Below are 18,467 nucleotides of genomic sequence, written 5' to 3'. Positions count from 1 at the left end.
ACGGGCAGCATAGCGTGTTGAGCCGCGAGCTCAAATGTCCGGCTCGTTCCCACAGGACTGCATTTTAACTGGCAGGTTGTAGTGTCTGCCCCGCTTCAGACGCGGCGTTGCAGGAGGCCGCGCAGGCCGAGGAAGGCCGGGATGCCGAGGCCAAGCCAGCTCAGCGAGTCCCAGACCCCATCCCCCAGCAACGCGGCAAACAATCCCGCCGCGCTGAAGAGAGCAATGATCGTGGGCGTGGCAAATACCTTCCAGAAATTCGACTGCCGAGGCTTCATGCCACGCTCTCCGCTTTTTCCAGCACGGGTTTGGCAGCCTTGCGCCGCACCACCCACAGGTAAACCCCGCTGCCGAGGACGATAATGGTCAGCACATCCAGGGTCGCCCAGAGAATTTGCATCGGCATGCCGCCGTAGTCACCGAAGTGCAGCGGCTGCGACATGCCCATGGCGTCCATGTACCACGGACGTTCGGCCACGGCAGTGACTTTCAGGGTGCTGGCATCGATCAATACCGGCGTCAGCAAGTGCGAGGTCAAATGCGTGCTGCCTTTCATGAACACCGCGTAATGGTGCTCGCTGGAAAACCGCGTGCCGGGGAAAGCGATGAAGTCGGGCTGCATGCCCGGCGCAGCCTCTTTGGCAATGTCGAGCAATCGAGTGGCCGGCGCGAGGTGCGTCAGCGGCGGTGCATCGCGGTATGGCGCGACCATCGCGCTCAGGCTGTCGTTGCGCCACGCGGCGATCAGCAGGTCGGCACAGGCGCTGATCACACCTGTCACGCCGACCACCAATGCCCAGGTCAACGTCACCACGCCGATCAGGTTGTGCAGGTCGAGCCAGCGCAGGCGCGTGGATTTGTCCTGGCGTACGGTGGCGAACTTCAAGCGACGCATGAACGGCAGGTACAGCACGGTGCCCGACACGATCGCGACGACGAACAACAACCCCATGAACGCCAGCAACAACTTGCCCGGCAGTCCGGCAAACATGTCTACGTGCAGGCGCAACATGACCATCATGAAGCCGCCATTGGCCGACGGCATCTCCAGCGCTTCGCCGGTACGGGCATCGAGCATGAAGGTGTGGGACGAGTTCGGCTCGGTGCCGGCCGTGGCAGCCATGATTGCGATGGCGGCATTGGGCTCGTCTTCTTCGAAACCGAAGTATTGCATGACCTCGCCCGGACGATGCTTTTCAGCGGCCTGCACCAACTGCTGCAAATTCAGCTGCGCAGTGTCCGCCGGCATGACCTTCAACTCGGCGGCATCGCCCAGCAGATGGTCGATCTCGTGGTGGAAGATCAAGGGCAGACCGGTCAATGCCAGCAACAGCAGAAACACGGTGCAGATCAGGCTGGACCAGGTGTGGACAAAGGACCAGCGGCGGATTGTTTTACTTTTCATTTCATCGCCTTCAGAAAAACCAAAGCCGCCCACAAAGGACGGCCAGGTCGTTGGCATGTCAGGTCAAGCGGTTACCACTTGTAATCGAGGCTGGCCATTACATTGCGACGGTCGCCGTAATAGCAGTAGAAGCCGTCACAAGTTGAAATGTATTCCTTATCGAACACGTTATTGGCATTCACGCTGACACTGACGCCTTTGAGCGCATTGTTCAGACGTCCCAAGTCGTAATGGACGGCTGCGTCATAAACGGTATACGAACTGCTATGCCCATCCGATGGGTCGCGGACAAAGCCCATGCTGCCAATGGCGATGTTGTCGGTTTCGCCGATATAGCGCACGCCGAACCCGATACCGAAACCATCCAGAACGCCGGTGTGCCACGTGTAATCAGCCCAGGCAGAGGCCTGATTCTCTGGAGTCAGTGGCAGGGGGCGGTTCTTGTCCAGCGGATCGGTGACTTTTGTCATCTTGCTGTTGGCATAGGTGTACGCGGCGGTCAGCTTCAAGTTTTCGTTGACGTCACCGGTCGCTTCCAGCTCGAAGCCCCGTACCTTGGCTTCACCCAGTGGACGAGACACACCCAGGGTGTCGCTGAGTACGATGTCCTTGCGGGTCAGGTCATACGCTGCGGCGGAGAACAGCATGCTGGTGCCCGGCGGTTGGTACTTGATACCCACTTCGTATTGCTTGCCAGTACCTGGCTTGTATGCCTCGCCATTTGCGCCACCCGCTTCTGCCTGGAAGGATTCGGCATAGGAAACGTAAGGTGTGAAGCCGGAATCGAAGACATAACTAAGGGCCGCGTTGCCGGTGAAGGCGGTGTCGTCGCGAGTGTCCTTGGCATTGTTCATGTTGTAGAAGGTCGAGTCAGTGTGCAGCCAGTCCTGACGACCGCCCAACGTCAGGCGCCAGTTATCGAGGGCCATTTGGTCCTGGACGTATAGGCCTGTGTCATGGGTCTTCTGGTTGTAGTCATTGAACGCCGTGTAGCTGACGTTGCTGAAATCCTGACCGTAGATCGGGGTAATGATGTTGCTCGTCGGCGCACTGCCAAACAGCCATTTGTAATTGGTATTGACGCGCTGATGGTCCAGCCCCAACAGCAGAGTGTGCGTGATCGCGCCGGTGTCAAAATCGGCTTGGAAATTGTTATCCACGGCGAACTGGCTGATGTCTTCATTCACCACGTTCGCGCCACGGGATAGTGTGCCGTCGTCGCTAACCGAACCAAAGAACCCGCCTGCAGTAATGCCCTGGAAGGACAAATCGCTTTTGGTGTAACGCAGGTTTTGGCGGAACTGCCAAACATCGTTCATCCGGTGTTCAAACGCATAGCCCAGAGCGTAATAGGTCTTGTCGTAGAATTCCCAGTCCGGATCCCCGAGGTTCTCATGGAACTTAACCTTGCCCGCAGGCGTGGCCAGTTTGGTGCCTTGCAACGGAAGGAATTGGCTGGTGATGCCAGTATCGTCGCGGTTGTACTGGCTGAGGAAAGTCAGTGTGGTATCCGGATCGATATTCCAGGTCAGGCTGGGAGCGATGTTGTAACGCTTGTCGTCGATGTGATCGATTGTGGTGTTGCTATCGCGCACCACGCCGCTGACACGATATAAAAAACGCCCTTCGTCATCGATCGGACCGGTGCTGTCGAAGCTGATTTGCTTGCGTTCATAGCTCCCGACCTGCAATTGCACTTCGTTGCTGGCAAGTGCATCAGGACGACGGCTGACCATATCGATCAAACCGCCTGGAGGCGTCTGGCCGTACACCGAAGACGCAGGTCCACGCAGCAGGGCTACTCGTTCAAGGTCCCAGGTTTCCATCTTCGGCATGGCGTAAGTGCCCTTTGGCAGCGGCAGGCCATCGAGGAATTGGGTAGGTTCAAATCCACGGACCTTCAACCACTCGGCACGGCTATCGCTGCCGTAGCTGCTGGCTACGACACCGGGCATGTAACGAACGGCGTCATCCAGATTCTGTACGGCGCGGTCCTGCATTTGCTCACGGGTGGCAACAGAAATCGAGCGTGGTATCTCGGCCAGTGCGGTGTCGGTTTTAGTACCGGCCGCCGTACGTTTTGCCAGATAACCTTGAACTGGTCCCCAAGCGTTTTCCGTGTCTTCCACGCCGATCACACTGGTTGCTGGCAAAGCCATGGCGCCTTCAGGCACCGCCACCAAGGTGTAGCTGCCGGTAGTGCTTTGTTCCAGTTGCAACCCAGTGCCCCGCAACGCTTCACGCAAAGCGCTGGCGGCATCGAACTGGCCGTTGACCGGGGCCGAAGTCTTGCCCGCCGCCAACGATGGGTTCAGCGACAGCGCGAGACCGGCCTGACTGGCGATCTGGTTCAAGGTGCTGGCCAATGGGGCGGCCGGGAGGTTGTAAGCACGAACGCTGGATGCCTGTTCAGCGGCGACCAGTTGGCTGCTGGCCAAAGGGGTGCAAAGGGCGATGGCAACCGCCAGCAAACTGGGGCGCAACAAGGTGTCTAGCGAACGGGACATACAGCGGCTCCTGAAAGGGAATACTTCTCAATTGCCTAAGTGCCGAACGAAAATCAAAAAGTGATAGGGCTGGATGAAAATAATTTCGATTCAGTAAATCAGTCTGCATAGTTGTGCCGAGGGAGCTTGCTCCCGCAGGGGCGCGAAGCAGCCCTCGCATTTTCCCGACAGGCCCTGTTCGAGTGATTTTGCGACGGCTGCGCAGTCGAGCGGGAGCAGGCTCGCTCGCCACAGGGATCCACCTTTACTCAAGGCTTGGCATCACGCTTGGCCGCCACCGTCACCCACCATTGCGTGTGCTGTTCAATCTGCACTGGCAGTGTCGGTAGCAGCGTGTTCAGCGCTTGATCAGTGTCGTGCAGGGGGAAGCTGCCGGTGATCCGCAGGTCCGCCACTTGCGGCGCCACGCCCACGTACCCACGGCGATAGCGCCCGAGTTCGTGCACCAGATCTTCCAGTCGCACGTTGTCCACCACCAGCATGCCGCGGGTCCAGGCATCCGCGCCGAGGTTGAGCGCAGTCATCGGCCCCAGGCTGTCGTTGCGGATCAGCATTTGCTGGCCTTCGCGCAGGATTTGTTCGTCGGTGCTCGATTGCGGATGAACCGCCACCGCCGATTGCAAGACGCTCAGGCGCGTGCCTTCTTCTTCACGCTTGACCAGGAACCGCGTGCCCAGCGCGCGCATGCTGCCTTCGCGGGTTTCGACGATAAAGGGCCGGGCATCGCCGTGGCCGGTTTCAACGAGGATTTCCCCTTCCTGGAGGATCACCCGTCGCTGCTTCGCATCGAAGCGCACGTCCACGGCACTGTGGGTGTTGAGGTTGATCAGCGTGCCGTCGGCCAGTCGAATGCTGCGCTGTTCGCCGGTCGCGGTGCGTTGGTCCGCCAGCCAGTAGTCGAGCGGCAGGTAACGCTCCCCGGCAAACAGCGCCAAACCGATCACCGCCACGACACTGGCCAGGCCACTGCCGAGCTTGCGTACCCGGCGGCGAATGCTTTCGCGCGATTGCAGCAGGGCCGTGCGGGCCGGGCCGCTGGCGACGCTGAAACGTTGGTCGAGCATGCCCAGCTGGCGCCAGGCCCGGGCGTGTTCTTCGTGGGCGGCGTGCCACTTGGCGAACTCTTCGCGCTCCACCGGGTTGCCGGAATCCAGTGACAGTTGCCAGGCAATGGCGGCATCGAGCACCTGCGCCGAGACCGGTCTGGAACTGAGCGGGCTCATGTCGGCTCACCATACAGTGCGATGTAGCACTGACGAACGCCCTGGGCCAGGTATTGGCGCACGCGCGGCACCGACACGCCGAGGTGTTCGGCGATTTCCGCATGCCCCAGGCCATCGAGTCGGTTGTAGAGAAACGCCGCCCGGGCCTTGCTCGACAGCTTGCCGAGCAGGCGATCGATAGTCTTCAGGTCTTCGAGGATCATTTGCTGTTCTTCCACCGACGGTTGCTCTGCTTCGGGAATCAGCATCAGTTCGGTGAGGTAAGCCTGTTCCAGCGCGGCGCGGCGGAAATAGTCGAACAGCAGGCCTTTGGCAATCGCCACCAGAAACGCCCGTGGTTCGCGCGGCGCTTTCAGCTCCTCGCGGCCGAGCAAGCGTACGAAGGTGTCCTGGCTCAGGTCTTCGGCCCGTTGCGGGCAGGCGACGCTGCGACGAAGCCAGGCCAACAGCCAACCGCGGTGGTCGCGATATAGCGCACCGACGAGCTCACTTTGAGGGCTTGGGACTGACGACACGCAGCATCACCGTTTGGGAAGTGTTAACTAACGAGAATAGTTCGCGATTGTGTCAGAGGCGAAGGTGGTGCGCAATTGGCGCTGGTCGGGTGACCGCGTCATCGTTCATCGCGGGCAAGCCCGCTCCCACAGGAGCACTGAAATCCTTGTGGGAGCGGGCTTGCCCGCGATGGGGTCGGGACAGACGCCGAAGATTAAAACGAAGGGGTTTGCTGGCGACGTTTCCACTGATTCAGCCGCTGCTGCAAATTCAACGGGCTATGAATCTGTTGCTGGCGTGCACGGCTGAACAGGATCAACGCCAGTTCCGCCGTGGCCAAGGCATCGGCACTGGCGTTATGGCGCTCGAACACTTCCAGCTTGAACCAGTCGATCCACTCGTCCAGCCCGGCCTCGCGAATCTGCGCTTGTGGACAGACCAGCGGGGCAATGTCCGCGACGTCCATAAAGCTGTGCTGCAACTTGTAGCCCAGATGCTCTTTCAGTGCGCGTCCGAGCATGTGCTGATCGAAGGGCGCGTGGAAAGCCAGCAACGGACTGTCGCCGACGAACTCCATGAAATCGAGCAGCGCCTGGGCCGGATCGCTGCCGGCAGCAATTGCGCTGGGGCCGATGCCGTGAATCAGCACGCTGGGCCCAAGTTTGACTTCGGCGCATTGCAGGGTGCGTTCGAACTGCTGGCTGAAGTCGATCGCGCCGTCTTCGATCACTACCGCGCCGATGGACAGCACCCGATCCTTGTTAAGGTTCAGCCCGGTGGTTTCCAGGTCGAGCACCACCCAGCGCTGTTCGCGCAGGCTGCACTCACTCAATCCGGCTGTCGCGGGCAAGCGTTGCAGGCGTTGTTGCAGTTCTGCGCTCAGACTCGGGCCGGCCGGGCGCAGCCATGAAAACAGACTCATAGCTGATACCGCAGGGACAGGCTGCTTTGCAGGCGTTGCGCCTGGCGCAAGGATTCACGCAGGATTCGCCGATCCAGATGATTCAGGCTGTCCGGATCGACGCGGTTGGAGTAAGGCAGATTTTCCCGGGTCTGCAGCTGATGTTGCTGCATGCGGGTTTGCTGAATGAAGTGATAGGCCTCTTCGTACGCCGCGCCGTCCAGCGGTTCGATGATTTCTTTGTTCACCAGTTGGCGAAACCGCTCCAGGGTGTTGTTGGTTTCGATGCCATGGGCCAGGGCGAGCAATCGTGCCCCGTCGACGAAGGGCGTCAGCCCCTGAATCTTCAAGTCCAGCGTGGCTTTCTCGCCATTTTTGCGCGCCAGCACAAACTCGCGGAAACGCCCCACAGGCGGGCGATTGCGTAATGCGTTTTCGGCCAGCATGCGCTGGAACAAACGGTTGTCGGCCACTTGGTCGAGGATCCCGCGACGCAACTGCTCACAACCTTGTTCGTTACCCCAGACCACGCGCAGGTCGAAATAGATGCTCGACCCCAGCAGGTTCTCCGGCGTGGCCTCGCGGATAAACGCGGCAAAACGACGTGCCCATTCGACCCGGGACAAACACAGTTCCGGGTTGCCGGCCATGATGTTGCCCTTGCACAGGGTGAAACCGCACAACGCCAGACTTTGGTTGATCTGATGGGCGATGGGTAGCAACTTGCCGCGGATCTCGGCAGCGTGAGCCGCGTCGCGGGCTTCAAACAGAATGCCGTTGTCTTGATCGGTGTGCAGCGTTTGCTCACGACGACCTTCGCTGCCGAAACACAACCAGCTGAACGCAACACCCGGGTCGCCTTTCTCGGCGAGGGTCAGTTCAATCACCCGGCACACGGTGTGATCGTTGAGCAGGGTGATGATGTGGGTGATCTGGGTCGAGGACGCGCCGTGGGCCAGCATGCGTTCGACCAACTGACCGATCTCGCCGCGGATCGCCACCAGGTTTTCCACGCGCGGGGCATTGCGGATAGTCCGCGCCAGGTGGACCAGGTCAACCCGTTGCAGTGAAAACAGATCGCGCTCGGACACTACGCCACACAGGCGCTGGTCCTTGACCAGGCAAACGTGGGCGATATGCCGCTCGGTCATGGCGATCGCGGCGTCGAACGCGCTGTGGTCCGGTGTCAGGTAAAACGGCGAGGGCGTCATGTGGCGTTCGATGGCTTCAGCAAAATCGCCGGCGGCATTGGCCACCACGTGCCGCAAGTCGCGCAGGGTGAAAATCCCCAGCGGCGCTTGCTGTTCATCGACCACCACGATGCTGCCCACTTGTTGCTCGTGCATCAGGGTCACCGCCTCGCGCAGGGGCGTTGAAGGACCGCACATGACCGGGTGACGCATGGCCAATTCGCCCAAACGGGTATTGAGCGAATACTGCGTACCGAGGGTTTCCACGGCTTTCTGCTGGACTTGCTGATTGACCTGATCCAGCAGACTGCTCACGCCACGTAGGGCAAAGTCGCGAAAGGTGCCGGAAATGGCGAAGAGTTTGATGAAGGCGAGCTTGTTCAGCTGTAGGCAAAAGGTGTCTTCGGCCGCCAGGTGTTCAGTGCGCGTCGCACGTTCACCTAACAGCGCGGCGAGGGGAAAACATTCGCCGGTGGTGATCTCGAAAGTGGTTTCGTTACCGCCCTTGGCCGAGTGGGGACGCTCGCCCACGACCCGGCCTTGTTTGACGATGTAGAAGTGTTCAACCGGGCCGTCGGCGGGCTTGATGATGCTTTCGCCGGGGGCATAAAAACGCAGCTGACATTGTTCAACCAGGTACGCCAGGTGAGCGTGTTCCATCTGATTGAAAGGCGGGAATCGCTGAAGAAATTGCAAAGTGCCCTGGATGTTCTGCAACACCGCGGTTTTCCCTGCCTGTGTGAAGGCGTCCGCTTTACTCATAACCATTACCGCAGTCTTTTTTGGAGTTGTTGTTGTCGGGTGACTCGACCATGGTCGGCCCCCGCGACCGGGGTGCCCATTGGACGTAAGTCTAGGTAGGCCAGAAACGTGATGCATTGTCAGAAAACACCTACGTAAACGTGAGAAAAACCTCTCTTTTTGCCTATTGGAAAAATATCCGACGAAGTGCACATTGGAGGTCTGCTTAGCGATGTCTCACCACTGTGCTAGGGAATTGAATTGAACATGTAGAGAACGCCATGTCCGACCACGATATTTTGAGTGACGCCGAGCGCGAAGCGCTGAGTGCAGTCATGCTGGAACCTGACTTGCCGCCGCAACGGGTGTTGATCGTCGATGACGACAAAGATGCCCGGGAGCTGCTGTCAGAGATCCTGGGGTTGGACGGAATTCGTTGCATGACGGCGGCCAGTGGCGAAACCGCACTGAAGATGCTGGAAGAGAAACCTTCGATTGGTTTGGTCATTACCGATCTGCGGATGGGAAATGTCGATGGCCTGGATCTGGTCCGTCAGGTGCGTGAATCGGTGCGTGCGGCGATGCCGATCATCATCGTCTCCGGCGATGCCGACGTAAAAGACGCCATTGCAGCGATGCATTTGAGCGTTGTGGATTTTCTGCTCAAGCCAATTGATACCGGCAAATTGCTGGGGTTGGTCAAGCATGAGTTGGGGATGGATCTGTAGCCACACCCTGCTTTACAACGTGACGCAAACGAAAAAGCCCTGATCTTTCGATCAGGGCTTTTTCATGTCCGGCGTCAACACTCGGTTACAGGCCGTTGGCCGCCTTGAACTCGCGACGACGGCGGTGCAGGACCGGCTCGGTGTAGCCGTTCGGCTGCCTGGTGCCTTCGACCACCAGTTCGACCGCTGCCTGGAAGGCGATGTTGCTGTCGAAGTTCGGGGCCAGTGGGCGGTACAGCGCGTCACCGGCGTTCTGACGGTCAACCACCGGTGCCATGCGCTTGAGGCTTTCCATCACTTGCTCTTCGGTGACGATGCCATGACGCAGCCAGTTGGCGATGTGCTGGCTGGAAATACGCAGCGTCGCACGGTCTTCCATCAGGCCGACATCGTTGATGTCCGGTACTTTCGAACAGCCAACGCCCTGGTCGATCCAGCGCACCACATAACCAAGGATGCCCTGGCTGTTGTTGTCCAGTTCGTTCTTGATTTGCTCGGCGGTCCATTGAGGGTTCACTGCCAGCGGAATGGTCAGGATGTCGTCAACCGAAGCATGCGCACGCTTGGCCAGTTCGGCCTGACGGGCGAACACGTCAACCTTGTGGTAGTGCAGCGCGTGCAGGGCAGCGGCGGTTGGCGAAGGGACCCAGGCAGTGTTGGCGCCGGCCAGTGGGTGAGCGATCTTCTGTTCGAGCATCGCCGCCATCAGGTCGGGCATGGCCCACATGCCTTTACCGATCTGTGCGCGACCTTGCAGGCCGGTGCTCAAGCCGATATCGACGTTGGAGTTCTCGTAGGCGCCGATCCATTTTTCCGCCTTCATGTCGGCCTTGCGCACCATCGGGCCGGCTTCCATCGACGTGTGGATTTCGTCGCCCGTGCGATCGAGGAAACCGGTGTTGATGAACACCACACGCTCGCTGGCAGCCTTGATGCAGGCCTTGAGGTTGACCGTGGTGCGGCGCTCCTCGTCCATGATCCCGACTTTGAGGGTATTGCGCGGCAGGCCCAGCACGTCTTCGATACGACCGAACAGCTCGTTGGTGAACGCCGCTTCTTCAGGGCCGTGCATCTTCGGCTTGACGATGTAGATCGAACCGGTGCGGGTGTTTTTGCGCGTGGTGTTGCCGTTGAGGTTGTGCATCGATGCCAGGCAAGTCACCAGGCCATCGAGAATACCTTCCGGCACTTCGTTGCCGTCTTTGTCGAGGATTGCATCGATGGTCATCAGGTGACCGACATTGCGCACGAACAACAGTGAACGGCCGTGCAGGTTTACCGCATTACCGTCGACGCCGGTGTAGGCGCGGTCGGCGTTCATGGTGCGGGTAAACGTCTTGCCACCCTTGGCGACTTCTTCCGACAGATCGCCTTTCATCAAGCCGAGCCAGTTGCGGTAGATCACCACTTTGTCATCGGCATCGACGGCGGCGACGGAGTCTTCGCAGTCCATGATGGTGGTCAGCGCGGCTTCCATCAGGATGTCTTTGACGCCGGCCGCGTCGGTCTGGCCGACCGGGGTGCTGGCATCGACCTGGATTTCGAAATGCAGACCGTTGTTTTTCAGCAGGATCGCGGTCGGTGCCGAGGCATCGCCCTGGAAGCCGATCAGTTGTGCGTCGTTGCGCAGGCCGCTGTTGCTGCCGCCTTTGAGGGCGACCACCAGTTTGCCGTCAACGATTTTGTAGCTGGTGGAATCGACGTGGGAGCCGGCTGCCAGGGGCGCCGCTTCGTCGAGGAAGGCGCGGGCGAAGGCAATAACCTTGTCGCCGCGAACCTTGTTGTAGCCTTTGCCTTTTTCCGCGCCGTCAGCTTCGCTGATGGCGTCGGTGCCGTAGAGCGCGTCGTACAACGAACCCCAGCGGGCGTTCGAAGCATTGAGAGCGAAGCGGGCGTTCATCACCGGCACCACGAGTTGTGGACCGGCCATGCGGGCGATTTCTTCATCGACGTTTTGCGTCGTTGCCTGGAAATCGGCCGCTTCTGGCAGCAGATAACCGATGTCTTGCAGGAAGGCTTTGTAGGCCACGGCGTCGTGCGCCTGACCTGTGCGCTCCTGGTGCCAGGCATCGATACGAGCCTGGAAATCATCGCGTTTGGCGAGTAGGGCTTTGTTCTTCGGTGCCAGGTCATGGATGACCTTGTCGGCACCGGCCCAGAACTTATCGGCGGTGAGGCCGGTACCGGGAATGGCTTCGTTGTTCACGAAGTCGAACAGGACTTTGGCGACCTGCAGGCCACCGACTTGAACGTGTTCAGTCATTGCTTGCCTCACTCTGCTCAGCTATTTCGCTTTTCAGCTCTTCAATTTAACAATGAAGCCTCTGGCCATTTAAACCACAAACCCTGCGACCAGTACATGCCATTTCTGACGGCTGGGTGGGGACCAATCAACGGCTTGAGGGCCTTGCTGACGGGGCTTTCAGGGATGCGACTGCGCCTGTGGCAGACATCGATCCAACGTTATGTAGTGCGCGCTGCGGCATACTACATGATGAATTGCGCTTGTGAAAATTAGACTAATTACGTCGTTCTGCGACCCCGTGACGCATTGCAGTCACGTCGGGGATCGGGATGTTCTCAAAAAACCATGAGATTGTTCCAGTTAAATATAAAAAGTTGTACACGATTTGTGGTTCGCTGCAGATCGGCGGTGTGTTCGATCGCTAGCAGGCCAGCTCCTGCAGGGCCTTGCGCAATCCCTGTAGAAGCTGGCTTGCCAGCGATGGCGGCAGTCGATTCAGCGCTGCAGCAACCCTTGCCTATACTTGTTTCTCTATAACAAAACACATGACCAGAGGGCTGCGCCATGGACCACCTCGTACTCACCGTTTTTGCACCGGACAAGCCTGGGCAGGTCGAGCGCATTGCCCAATGCATTGCCGAGCAGGGCGGCAACTGGCTGGAAAGCCGCATGTCGCGCATGGCCGGGCAATTCGCCGGGATTCTTCGGGTGGGGGTGCCGGCAGAGGCCTACGATGCATTGGTGGATGCCCTACAGGCATTGTCCACTCATGGCATTCGCGTGTTGATCGCCGAAAGCGGCATTGAACAGTCCTGTACCTGGAAGCCGATTGCCATGGAACTGGTGGGCAATGATCGCCCGGGCATCGTGCGTGACATCACCCGGTTGTTGAGCGAACAGGGAGTCAACCTGGAGCGGCTGGTGACGGAGGTGCGCCCGGCGCCGATGAGCAGCGAGCCCTTGTTTCACGCCGAGGCGATTCTGGCGGTGCCGCTGACCCTTTCTCTGGACGTGCTGCAATCGCGCCTCGAAACCCTGGCGGACGATTTGATGGTGGAGTTGGTGCTGCGCAGTGAACCTTGAACGGGTTATCCAAGTTTAACGTGCACCTGCCTGTGGATAACCTGTAGAGACAGCCCGCCAGGCCTTGCCGGCCGGGGCTTTTCAGGATTTGATCAAAAAACCAGCAGTTTCAAGAACTTGCGCACAAACGCCGGGGATCACACTGTGGATAACCTTGGGAAGGAACGGTGCAGGCCACGGAAAACGTGGCCTGTAGAGGTTTGTGCGTTTTTTGATCAGCTGCGGCGACGCAGGCTCAGCCACGCATCAACGCTGTAAACCGCCAGACCGGCCCAGATGAACATGAAGGCCACCAACGTGCTGGACGACAAGTGTTCGCCAAACAGCAGTACCGCCTGCAACAGCACCAATGTCGGCGCCAGGTACTGGAGAAATCCCAGCGTCGTGTAGGGCAAATGCCGCGCGGCGGCGTTAAAACATACCAGCGGTACCAGCGTAACCGGGCCTGCGGCCACCAGCCACCAGGCCTCGGAGGTGGTCCAGAATTCAGGTTGAGCGCTTGCCGCCGTCGAATTGAACAGCAGCCAGGCAATGGCAATCGGCACCAGCATCCAGGTTTCCACCACCAGCCCGGGCAGCGCCTTGACCGGTGCTTGCTTGCGAATCAGCCCGTAGAACCCGAAGGTCAGTGCCAGCACCAGCGACACCCACGGCAGACTGCCGACTTGCCACACCTGTTGCGCCACGCCCACGGCCGCCAGCCCCACCGCAATCCATTGCATGCGCCGCAGCCGTTCGCCGAGTATCAGCATGCCCAGCAACACGTTCACCAGCGGGTTGATGTAGTAACCGAGGCTGGCCTCGAGCATCCGCCCGTTGTTCACCGACCAGACATAGGTCAGCCAGTTGGCCGCGATCAAGGTGCCGCTCAGTGCGAGGATCGCCAGCCGTTTCGGGTTATCGCGCAACTCGCGCCACCAGCCCGGGTGCTTCCACACCATCAGCAGCAAGGCACCGAACAGCGCCGACCACAACACGCGGTGAATGATGATCTCCACGGCGGGCACGCTGGCGATGGCTTTGAAGTAGATCGGGAAGAGTCCCCAGATGATGTAGGCACTCAGGCCCAATATGTACCCGCGACGCGGGTTGGCGGCTTGCATGCAGAGTCCTTGCTTAGGCAGCTAACAAAGAGGTGATTGTATAGATCTGTCAGGACTTTTGTAGGCGCCGGCTTGCTGGCAATGAACGATAACGCGGTGCTCCTGACATACCGCGTCGTCTGAATCGCCAGCAAACTGGTTCCTGCAAGGGTTAGAACAATTTCAGCGGCTCTTCATTGAGTGCAGCCAGCTGCTCGCGCAACGCCAACACCTGGTCGCCCCAATAACGCTCGGTGCCGAACCACGGAAAGCTGCGCGGGAAGGCCGGGTCGTCCCAGCGACGGGCGAGCCAGGCGCTGTAGTGCATCAGGCGCAGGGCACGCAAAGGTTCGATCAGCGCCAGTTCACGCGGGTTGAAGTCGTGGAATTCGTTGTAGCCGTCCATCAACTCCGACAGCTGCCCCAGGCAATCCTGGCGATCTCCCGCCAGCATCATCCAGATGTCCTGTACCGCCGGCCCCATGCGACAGTCGTCGAGGTCGACGATATGGAACATCTCGTCGCGGCACATCATGTTGCCGGGGTGGCAGTCACCGTGCATGCGGATGTTCTGGTGCGGGGTGTTGCTGTAGGCATCTTCCACACGCTTGAGCAGGTCGCGGGCGACCGATTCGTAGGCCGGGAGCAGGCTGCGGGGTATGAAATTTCCTTCGAGCAAGGTAGCCAGAGAGTCATGGCCGAAGTTCTTCACCGCCAGCGCTTCGCGATGTTCGAACGGCTTGGTCGAGCCCACTGCATGCAGACGCCCGAGCAGTTGCCCCAGGCGATACAGCTGATCGAGATTGCCCGGCTCTGGCGCACGGCCGCCGCGGCGAGGGAACAGGGTGAAGCGAAAACCGTGGTGTTCGTGCAGGGTTTCACCGTTGTGGATCATTGGCGCAACCACGGGTACATCGACCCCGGCCAGTTCGAAGGTGAACTGGTGCTCTTCCAGAATCGCTTCGTTGGTCCAGCGTTGCGGCCGATAGAACTTGGCGATCAGTGGCTCGGAGTCTTCGATGCCGACCTGATAGACACGGTTCTCGTAGCTGTTGAGCGCCAGGATGCGCGCGTCGCTGAGGAAGCCGATGCTTTCGACGGCATCGAGCACGAGGTCTGGGGTGAGGGTTTCAAACGGGTGGGCCATGCTGACTCCTGCGCGCAGCAGGCTGCTGCGTCCGGCCAGGCATGGTAGCGCAGACGCGCGCAGATAGGGTGACCGTGCAGACGCCATCGCGGGCAAGCCCGCGATGGGCCCGATCAGGCGCCGACGACCCCGCCATCTTCCCGGGTAATGGCCACCACCGAAGACCGCGGCTTGCCATTGGGCAAATGCTCGGGGAAGGTCGAGCCACCGAATTCACCCGGGTGCTGGATGCCGATAAACAACGTCTTCTGATCCGGCGAGAAACTGATCCCCGTCACCTCGCAACCGATCGGCCCGACCATGAAGCGGCGAATTTCCCCGGTCACCGGGTCGGCGCAGAGCATCTGGTTGTTGCCCATGCCGGCGAAGTCACCGGCATTGCTGGCATCGCCATCGGTTTGAATCCACAACCGCCCGGCCTTGTCGAACGCCAGGCCATCCGGGCTGTTGAACATGTTCTGCGGGGTGATGTTCGATGAGCCACCCTTCGGCGTACCGGCATGCACTTGCGGGTTGCCGGCCACCACAAACAGATCCCAGGCAAAGGTATTCGAACCGTGATCGTCACGGTCGGTGCGCCAGCGCAAGATTTGCCCGTAGACGTTTTTCTCCCGCGGGTTCGGCCCGCCCACCGGTTGCCCGTCGTCGCCGCGTTTGGCGTTGTTGGTCAGCGTGCAGTAGACCTGGCCGTCCTTGGGGCTGACCACGATCCATTCCGGGCGATCCATGCGCGTGGCCTTCACCACGCTCGCTGCCAGGCGCACGTTGATCAGCACCTCGGCTTGATCGGCAAAACCGCTGCCGGCATCGATGCCGTTTTTGCCGTGGGTCAACTCAACCCATACACCTTTGCCTTTGGGGTGGTCGGCATTGCCGTCACCGGCGTCGAACTGCGCCACGTACAAGGTGCCGTGATCGAGCAGATCGCGGTTGGCCTTGGGGTTCTTGTGATTGATTTTGTCGCGGCTGACGAACTTGTAGATGAATTCGCCGCGCTCATCGTCACCCATGTACACCACGGCGTGGCCGTCGCGGGTTTCCGTCAGGGCGGCGTTTTCGTGTTTGAAGCGGCCCAGTGCGGTGCGCTTGACCGGGGTCGATTGCGGGTCGAACGGGTCGATCTCCACCACCCAGCCGTGACGATTGAGTTCGTTGGGGTTCTTGGCCAGGTCGAAACGCGGATCGTGTTGATGCCAGTTGATCTCTTTGCTGGTTGCCACCGCGCCATAGCGTTTCTGTGCGGCGTCGAACTTCTGCTCGGCATTGCTGCTGCCGAAGCAATCGGTGAAGTTCTCTTCGCAGGTCAGGAAAGTGCCCCACGGCGTCTGGCCGTTGGCGCAGTTCTGGAATGTGCCGAGGACGGTTGTGCCTTGCGGATCGGCGCTGGTTTTGAGCAGGTCGTGCCCGGCGGCCGGGCCGCTCAACTTGATCGGCGAATTACCGTGGATGCGTCGGTTGTACCGCGAGTCCTGGACGAACTGCCAGTGGCCGTTATTGCGTCGCACTTCAATCACCGACACCCCCTCGCTAGCAAGGGCTTTGTGCACCTCCTCGGCCGATTGCGGCATCCCGGCGTGGGGAAAGAGGTAGCGGTAGTTGGTGTATTCGTTGTTGATCGCCATCAGCGCGCGGTTGTCGTCGCCGGGAAAGGCAAACAGGCTCATGCCGTCGTTGTTGTCGCCGAACTGGACTTCCTGCTGCTCGGCGCTGCCATTGCCGCTCGGATCGAACGCCGGGCCGTTTTTGTGCAGGGGCTGGCCCCAACTGATCAACACCGAAGATTTGTAGCCTGGCGGCAGGCTGATGCTGTCGGCGGTCGCGGCGGGAATGCTCGCAAAACCCAGCAATTTGCTGTTGCCGGCGCTGACACTGGCGGCCAGCACGCTGCGGCTCAACAAGTTGCCACCCATGAACAGGGCGGCGCCGCACAGGGCACCTGCGCTGATGAATCCACGGCGGCTGAGGCCGACCATCTGTTCGAGGTCGGTGGACTGGTTGTCTTCCAAAAGGCTCATATCAGGCTTCCTGCGATTTTTGCAGTCACCTTAATGACGGGAGATGAAGGTTTTGTTGCAGTGGTTTTACAACGGTGTGCCCAACAACACCCGCGACGGCGAAAATTCGACACGCACCGGTTTACCACTGCTTAGCCCCATAGATTGCAGGCACTGTGGTTCGGCCAGGGCACACAGGGTCAAGCCGTTGGGCAGGGCGATGCGCACTTCACTGGGGCCGTCTTCGGCGTCGAGGATCTGTTCAATCGTGCCGATCAAGCAATTGTTCCCGGGGGTTGCAGCGGAGTCGATCGCCCTCAGGTCGAGCCAGCCTGCCTTGATCAAAGCCACCACTTCGGTGCCAATCTGCAGCTCCAGTCGCTCGGTACTGTCGTGGGTGATTTGTGCTACGACAATCAGGTTCTCAGCCATCTCCAGGCGAATCAGATCGTTGCGCCCCTGAGGCTCTATCGCCGCGACCGTGCCGTGCAGCTGGTTGCGTGCGCTGGTGCGCAACATCAAGCGCCCGAGCAGATCCAGGTCGCTGGCATCTTCAGCCGCTTCCAGCACCTGAGCCTGCAGCGCCTGCAGCTTTTGATACAAGCGCAAAACCCGCTCACCTTCGCTGGATAACTTGGCGCCACCGCCACCCTTGCCGCCGACACTGCGCTCCACCAACGGTTTCTGCGCAAGGTTGTTCAGCTCATCGATGGCATCCCATGCTGCCTTGTAGCTCAGCCCCGCGCTTTTCGCGGCACGGGTGATCGAGCCCTGTTCAGCAATGTGCTGCAGCAGGGCGATGCGTTGCGGGCGGCGGACAATGTGCTGGGATAACAAACTGGGCAAGGACATGGCGAGACGCTTTGGGTTGTGTCGGTGGCAAGGACGTTGGCCGCTTGGGGCGCACTAGTCAAGTCAGGGTGACTCGCCGGGTTTGGGGGTGCGGGCCAGGCAATAGACATCCACCCGAGCGGCACCGGCGTCCCTCAGCAGACGGGCCAATGCCTGCGCGGTGGCGCCGGTGGTCAGGACATCGTCCAGCAGCGCCAGGTGACGGTCCTTGAACGCGGCGCCGGGTGCGAGGGCGAAGGCGTTGCGCAAATTCTTTTTGCGCGCCTCGGCATTGAGGTCTTGTTGCGCATCGGTGTCCTGAACCCTCAACAACAGCCGTTCATCGCAGGGTATGTCGAGCCCCGCGCTGACCCAGCGCGCGAGCATGGCGGCTTGATTGAACCCGCGTTGACGCAATCGTCGGGAAGCCAGCGGCACCGGCAGCAACAGGTCCGGTCGCGGAAGATCATCATTGAAGCGATGTTGCAGGGCCTGGACGAGAAGTTCGCCGAGCAGGTGGCCAAATGGCCACTTCGCGCTGTGCTTGAAACGGGTAATCAGGCTGTCTACCGGAAAGGCGTAAGTCCAGGGGGCGATGACGTGTTCGAAGGCGGGCGGATGCGCCAGGCACTGGCCGCACGTCAGGCCTGCCGAGGGCAACGGCAAGGCACAGCTTTGGCAGTGGTCGCCGAGCCAGGGCAGTTCGGTTTCGCAAGCCATGCAGATGGGCGTGGCGCCATCGGCCACTTCATCACACAGCAAACAGGGTTGTTTGTTTTTTAACCAGATGTAAACCGGTCCTTCGTATCGTGGTTGACAGCGCATTGCTCTTCCTTAAATATGCCGAACATCCGTGTCGCGCCTGTGGGTATTGCGTCCCCAGCGCTTGCCAAGC

Annotated in this window: 15 protein-coding genes; 2 read left to right on the top strand and 13 right to left on the bottom strand. The window is 60.0% G+C overall.

The genetic code is table 11. The features are described 5' to 3' along the window. Positions 1 to 95: 95 nt before the first annotated feature. The 7 genes from M5G20_RS08775 to M5G20_RS08745 all read right to left on the bottom strand — a co-directional run bounded on the left by M5G20_RS08775 (position 96) and on the right by M5G20_RS08745 (position 8,489). Positions 96 to 278 carry a hypothetical protein gene (locus M5G20_RS08775; RefSeq protein WP_273918811.1) on the bottom strand — a complete coding sequence of 61 codons (183 nt, stop codon included), beginning with the start codon at positions 276 to 278 and terminating at the stop codon, positions 96 to 98. Further along, complete coding sequence (locus M5G20_RS08770) at positions 275 to 1,405, bottom strand: PepSY-associated TM helix domain-containing protein (RefSeq protein ID WP_273918810.1); 1,131 nt, start codon at positions 1,403 to 1,405, stop codon at positions 275 to 277. The genes M5G20_RS08775 and M5G20_RS08770 overlap by 4 nt, the downstream gene beginning before the upstream one ends. Positions 1,406 to 1,476: 71 nt before the next feature. Then, positions 1,477 to 3,912, bottom strand: coding sequence for a TonB-dependent siderophore receptor (locus M5G20_RS08765; RefSeq protein WP_273918809.1), 2,436 nt, complete (start codon positions 3,910 to 3,912; stop codon positions 1,477 to 1,479). 248 nt (positions 3,913 to 4,160) lie between these two features. After that, a complete protein-coding gene (locus tag M5G20_RS08760) occupies positions 4,161 to 5,135 on the bottom strand; it encodes a FecR domain-containing protein (protein WP_273918808.1) in 975 nt (324 codons plus the stop codon). After that, positions 5,132 to 5,650 (bottom strand): RNA polymerase sigma factor, encoded by a 519-nt coding sequence (locus tag M5G20_RS08755; RefSeq protein ID WP_273918807.1) that lies wholly within the window; start codon positions 5,648 to 5,650, stop codon positions 5,132 to 5,134. Before M5G20_RS08755 ends, M5G20_RS08760 begins: the two co-directional genes overlap by 4 nt. Before the next feature lie 194 nt (positions 5,651 to 5,844). Further along, a complete protein-coding gene (locus M5G20_RS08750) occupies positions 5,845 to 6,552 on the bottom strand; it encodes a 3'-5' exonuclease (RefSeq protein ID WP_150736355.1) in 708 nt (235 codons plus the stop codon). After that, a complete protein-coding gene (locus M5G20_RS08745; RefSeq protein WP_273918806.1) occupies positions 6,549 to 8,489 on the bottom strand; it encodes a putative nucleotidyltransferase substrate binding domain-containing protein in 1,941 nt (646 codons plus the stop codon). Before M5G20_RS08745 ends, M5G20_RS08750 begins: the two co-directional genes overlap by 4 nt. A 254-nt stretch (positions 8,490 to 8,743) precedes the next feature. Between M5G20_RS08745 and M5G20_RS08740 the strand changes: the two genes are divergently transcribed. Then, on the top strand, positions 8,744 to 9,190 hold the full coding sequence (locus tag M5G20_RS08740) for a response regulator (protein WP_273918805.1): 447 nt from the start codon (positions 8,744 to 8,746) through the stop codon (positions 9,188 to 9,190). 85 nt (positions 9,191 to 9,275) lie between these two features. Here M5G20_RS08740 and M5G20_RS08735 read toward each other — a convergent pair whose 3' ends face one another. After that, positions 9,276 to 11,453: a malate synthase G gene (locus M5G20_RS08735; protein ID WP_273918804.1), complete on the bottom strand. Its 2,178-nt coding sequence runs from the start codon at positions 11,451 to 11,453 to the stop codon at positions 9,276 to 9,278. 546 nt (positions 11,454 to 11,999) lie between these two features. Between M5G20_RS08735 and M5G20_RS08730 the strand changes: the two genes are divergently transcribed. Further along, positions 12,000 to 12,518: a glycine cleavage system protein R gene (locus M5G20_RS08730; protein ID WP_273918803.1), complete on the top strand. Its 519-nt coding sequence runs from the start codon at positions 12,000 to 12,002 to the stop codon at positions 12,516 to 12,518. A gap of 215 nt (positions 12,519 to 12,733) precedes the next feature. Here the strand turns inward: M5G20_RS08730 and rarD are convergent, their stop codons facing one another. The 5 genes from rarD to M5G20_RS08705 form a co-directional block, all read right to left on the bottom strand. Next, positions 12,734 to 13,621, bottom strand: coding sequence for an EamA family transporter RarD (gene rarD, locus M5G20_RS08725; protein WP_075946198.1), 888 nt, complete (start codon positions 13,619 to 13,621; stop codon positions 12,734 to 12,736). A 151-nt stretch (positions 13,622 to 13,772) separates the two neighbouring features. Next, entirely contained in the window at positions 13,773 to 14,747 is a 975-nt protein-coding gene (locus M5G20_RS08720) for a serine/threonine protein kinase (protein WP_273918802.1), read from the bottom strand. A gap of 113 nt (positions 14,748 to 14,860) precedes the next feature. After that, positions 14,861 to 16,762 carry a PhoX family protein gene (locus M5G20_RS08715; RefSeq protein ID WP_273918801.1) on the bottom strand — a complete coding sequence of 634 codons (1,902 nt, stop codon included), beginning with the start codon at positions 16,760 to 16,762 and terminating at the stop codon, positions 14,861 to 14,863. 66 nt (positions 16,763 to 16,828) lie between these two features. Next, positions 16,829 to 17,593: a TOBE domain-containing protein gene (locus tag M5G20_RS08710; RefSeq protein WP_273918800.1), complete on the bottom strand. Its 765-nt coding sequence runs from the start codon at positions 17,591 to 17,593 to the stop codon at positions 16,829 to 16,831. Positions 17,594 to 17,656: 63 nt separating this feature from the next. Beyond that, the gene (locus tag M5G20_RS08705; protein ID WP_273918798.1) at positions 17,657 to 18,397 is read right to left on the bottom strand and encodes a ComF family protein; all 741 of its coding nucleotides are present in this window, start codon (positions 18,395 to 18,397) and stop codon (positions 17,657 to 17,659) included. Positions 18,398 to 18,467 lie beyond the last annotated feature (70 nt).

The sequence above is a fragment of the Pseudomonas sp. TNT2022 ID1044 genome (assembly GCF_028656895.1).
Lineage (GTDB): Bacteria > Pseudomonadota > Gammaproteobacteria > Pseudomonadales > Pseudomonadaceae > Aquipseudomonas > Aquipseudomonas reinekei.
The sequence above is the reverse complement of the archived record's forward strand: the minus strand, read 5'-3'. Positions and strand labels throughout refer to the sequence as shown.

What these genes read in the sequence shown, in the direction of transcription:
- M5G20_RS08775 (WP_273918811.1), bottom strand. Translation starts at nt 278, where the DNA reads ATGAAGCCTCGGCAGTCGAATTTCTGGAAGGTATTTGCCACGCCCACG.
- M5G20_RS08770 (WP_273918810.1), bottom strand. Translation starts at nt 1,405, where the DNA reads ATGAAAAGTAAAACAATCCGCCGCTGGTCCTTTGTCCACACCTGGTCC.
- M5G20_RS08765 (WP_273918809.1), bottom strand. Translation starts at nt 3,912, where the DNA reads ATGTCCCGTTCGCTAGACACCTTGTTGCGCCCCAGTTTGCTGGCGGTT.
- M5G20_RS08760 (WP_273918808.1), bottom strand. Translation starts at nt 5,135, where the DNA reads ATGAGCCCGCTCAGTTCCAGACCGGTCTCGGCGCAGGTGCTCGATGCC.
- M5G20_RS08750 (WP_150736355.1), bottom strand. Translation starts at nt 6,552, where the DNA reads ATGAGTCTGTTTTCATGGCTGCGCCCGGCCGGCCCGAGTCTGAGCGCA.
- M5G20_RS08745 (WP_273918806.1), bottom strand. Translation starts at nt 8,489, where the DNA reads ATGGTTATGAGTAAAGCGGACGCCTTCACACAGGCAGGGAAAACCGCG.
- M5G20_RS08740 (WP_273918805.1), top strand. Translation starts at nt 8,744, where the DNA reads ATGTCCGACCACGATATTTTGAGTGACGCCGAGCGCGAAGCGCTGAGT.
- M5G20_RS08735 (WP_273918804.1), bottom strand. Translation starts at nt 11,453, where the DNA reads ATGACTGAACACGTTCAAGTCGGTGGCCTGCAGGTCGCCAAAGTCCTG.
- M5G20_RS08730 (WP_273918803.1), top strand. Translation starts at nt 12,000, where the DNA reads ATGGACCACCTCGTACTCACCGTTTTTGCACCGGACAAGCCTGGGCAG.
- rarD (WP_075946198.1), bottom strand. Translation starts at nt 13,621, where the DNA reads ATGCAAGCCGCCAACCCGCGTCGCGGGTACATATTGGGCCTGAGTGCC.
- M5G20_RS08720 (WP_273918802.1), bottom strand. Translation starts at nt 14,747, where the DNA reads ATGGCCCACCCGTTTGAAACCCTCACCCCAGACCTCGTGCTCGATGCC.
- M5G20_RS08715 (WP_273918801.1), bottom strand. Translation starts at nt 16,762, where the DNA reads ATGAGCCTTTTGGAAGACAACCAGTCCACCGACCTCGAACAGATGGTC.
- M5G20_RS08710 (WP_273918800.1), bottom strand. Translation starts at nt 17,593, where the DNA reads ATGTCCTTGCCCAGTTTGTTATCCCAGCACATTGTCCGCCGCCCGCAA.
- M5G20_RS08705 (WP_273918798.1), bottom strand. Translation starts at nt 18,397, where the DNA reads ATGCGCTGTCAACCACGATACGAAGGACCGGTTTACATCTGGTTAAAA.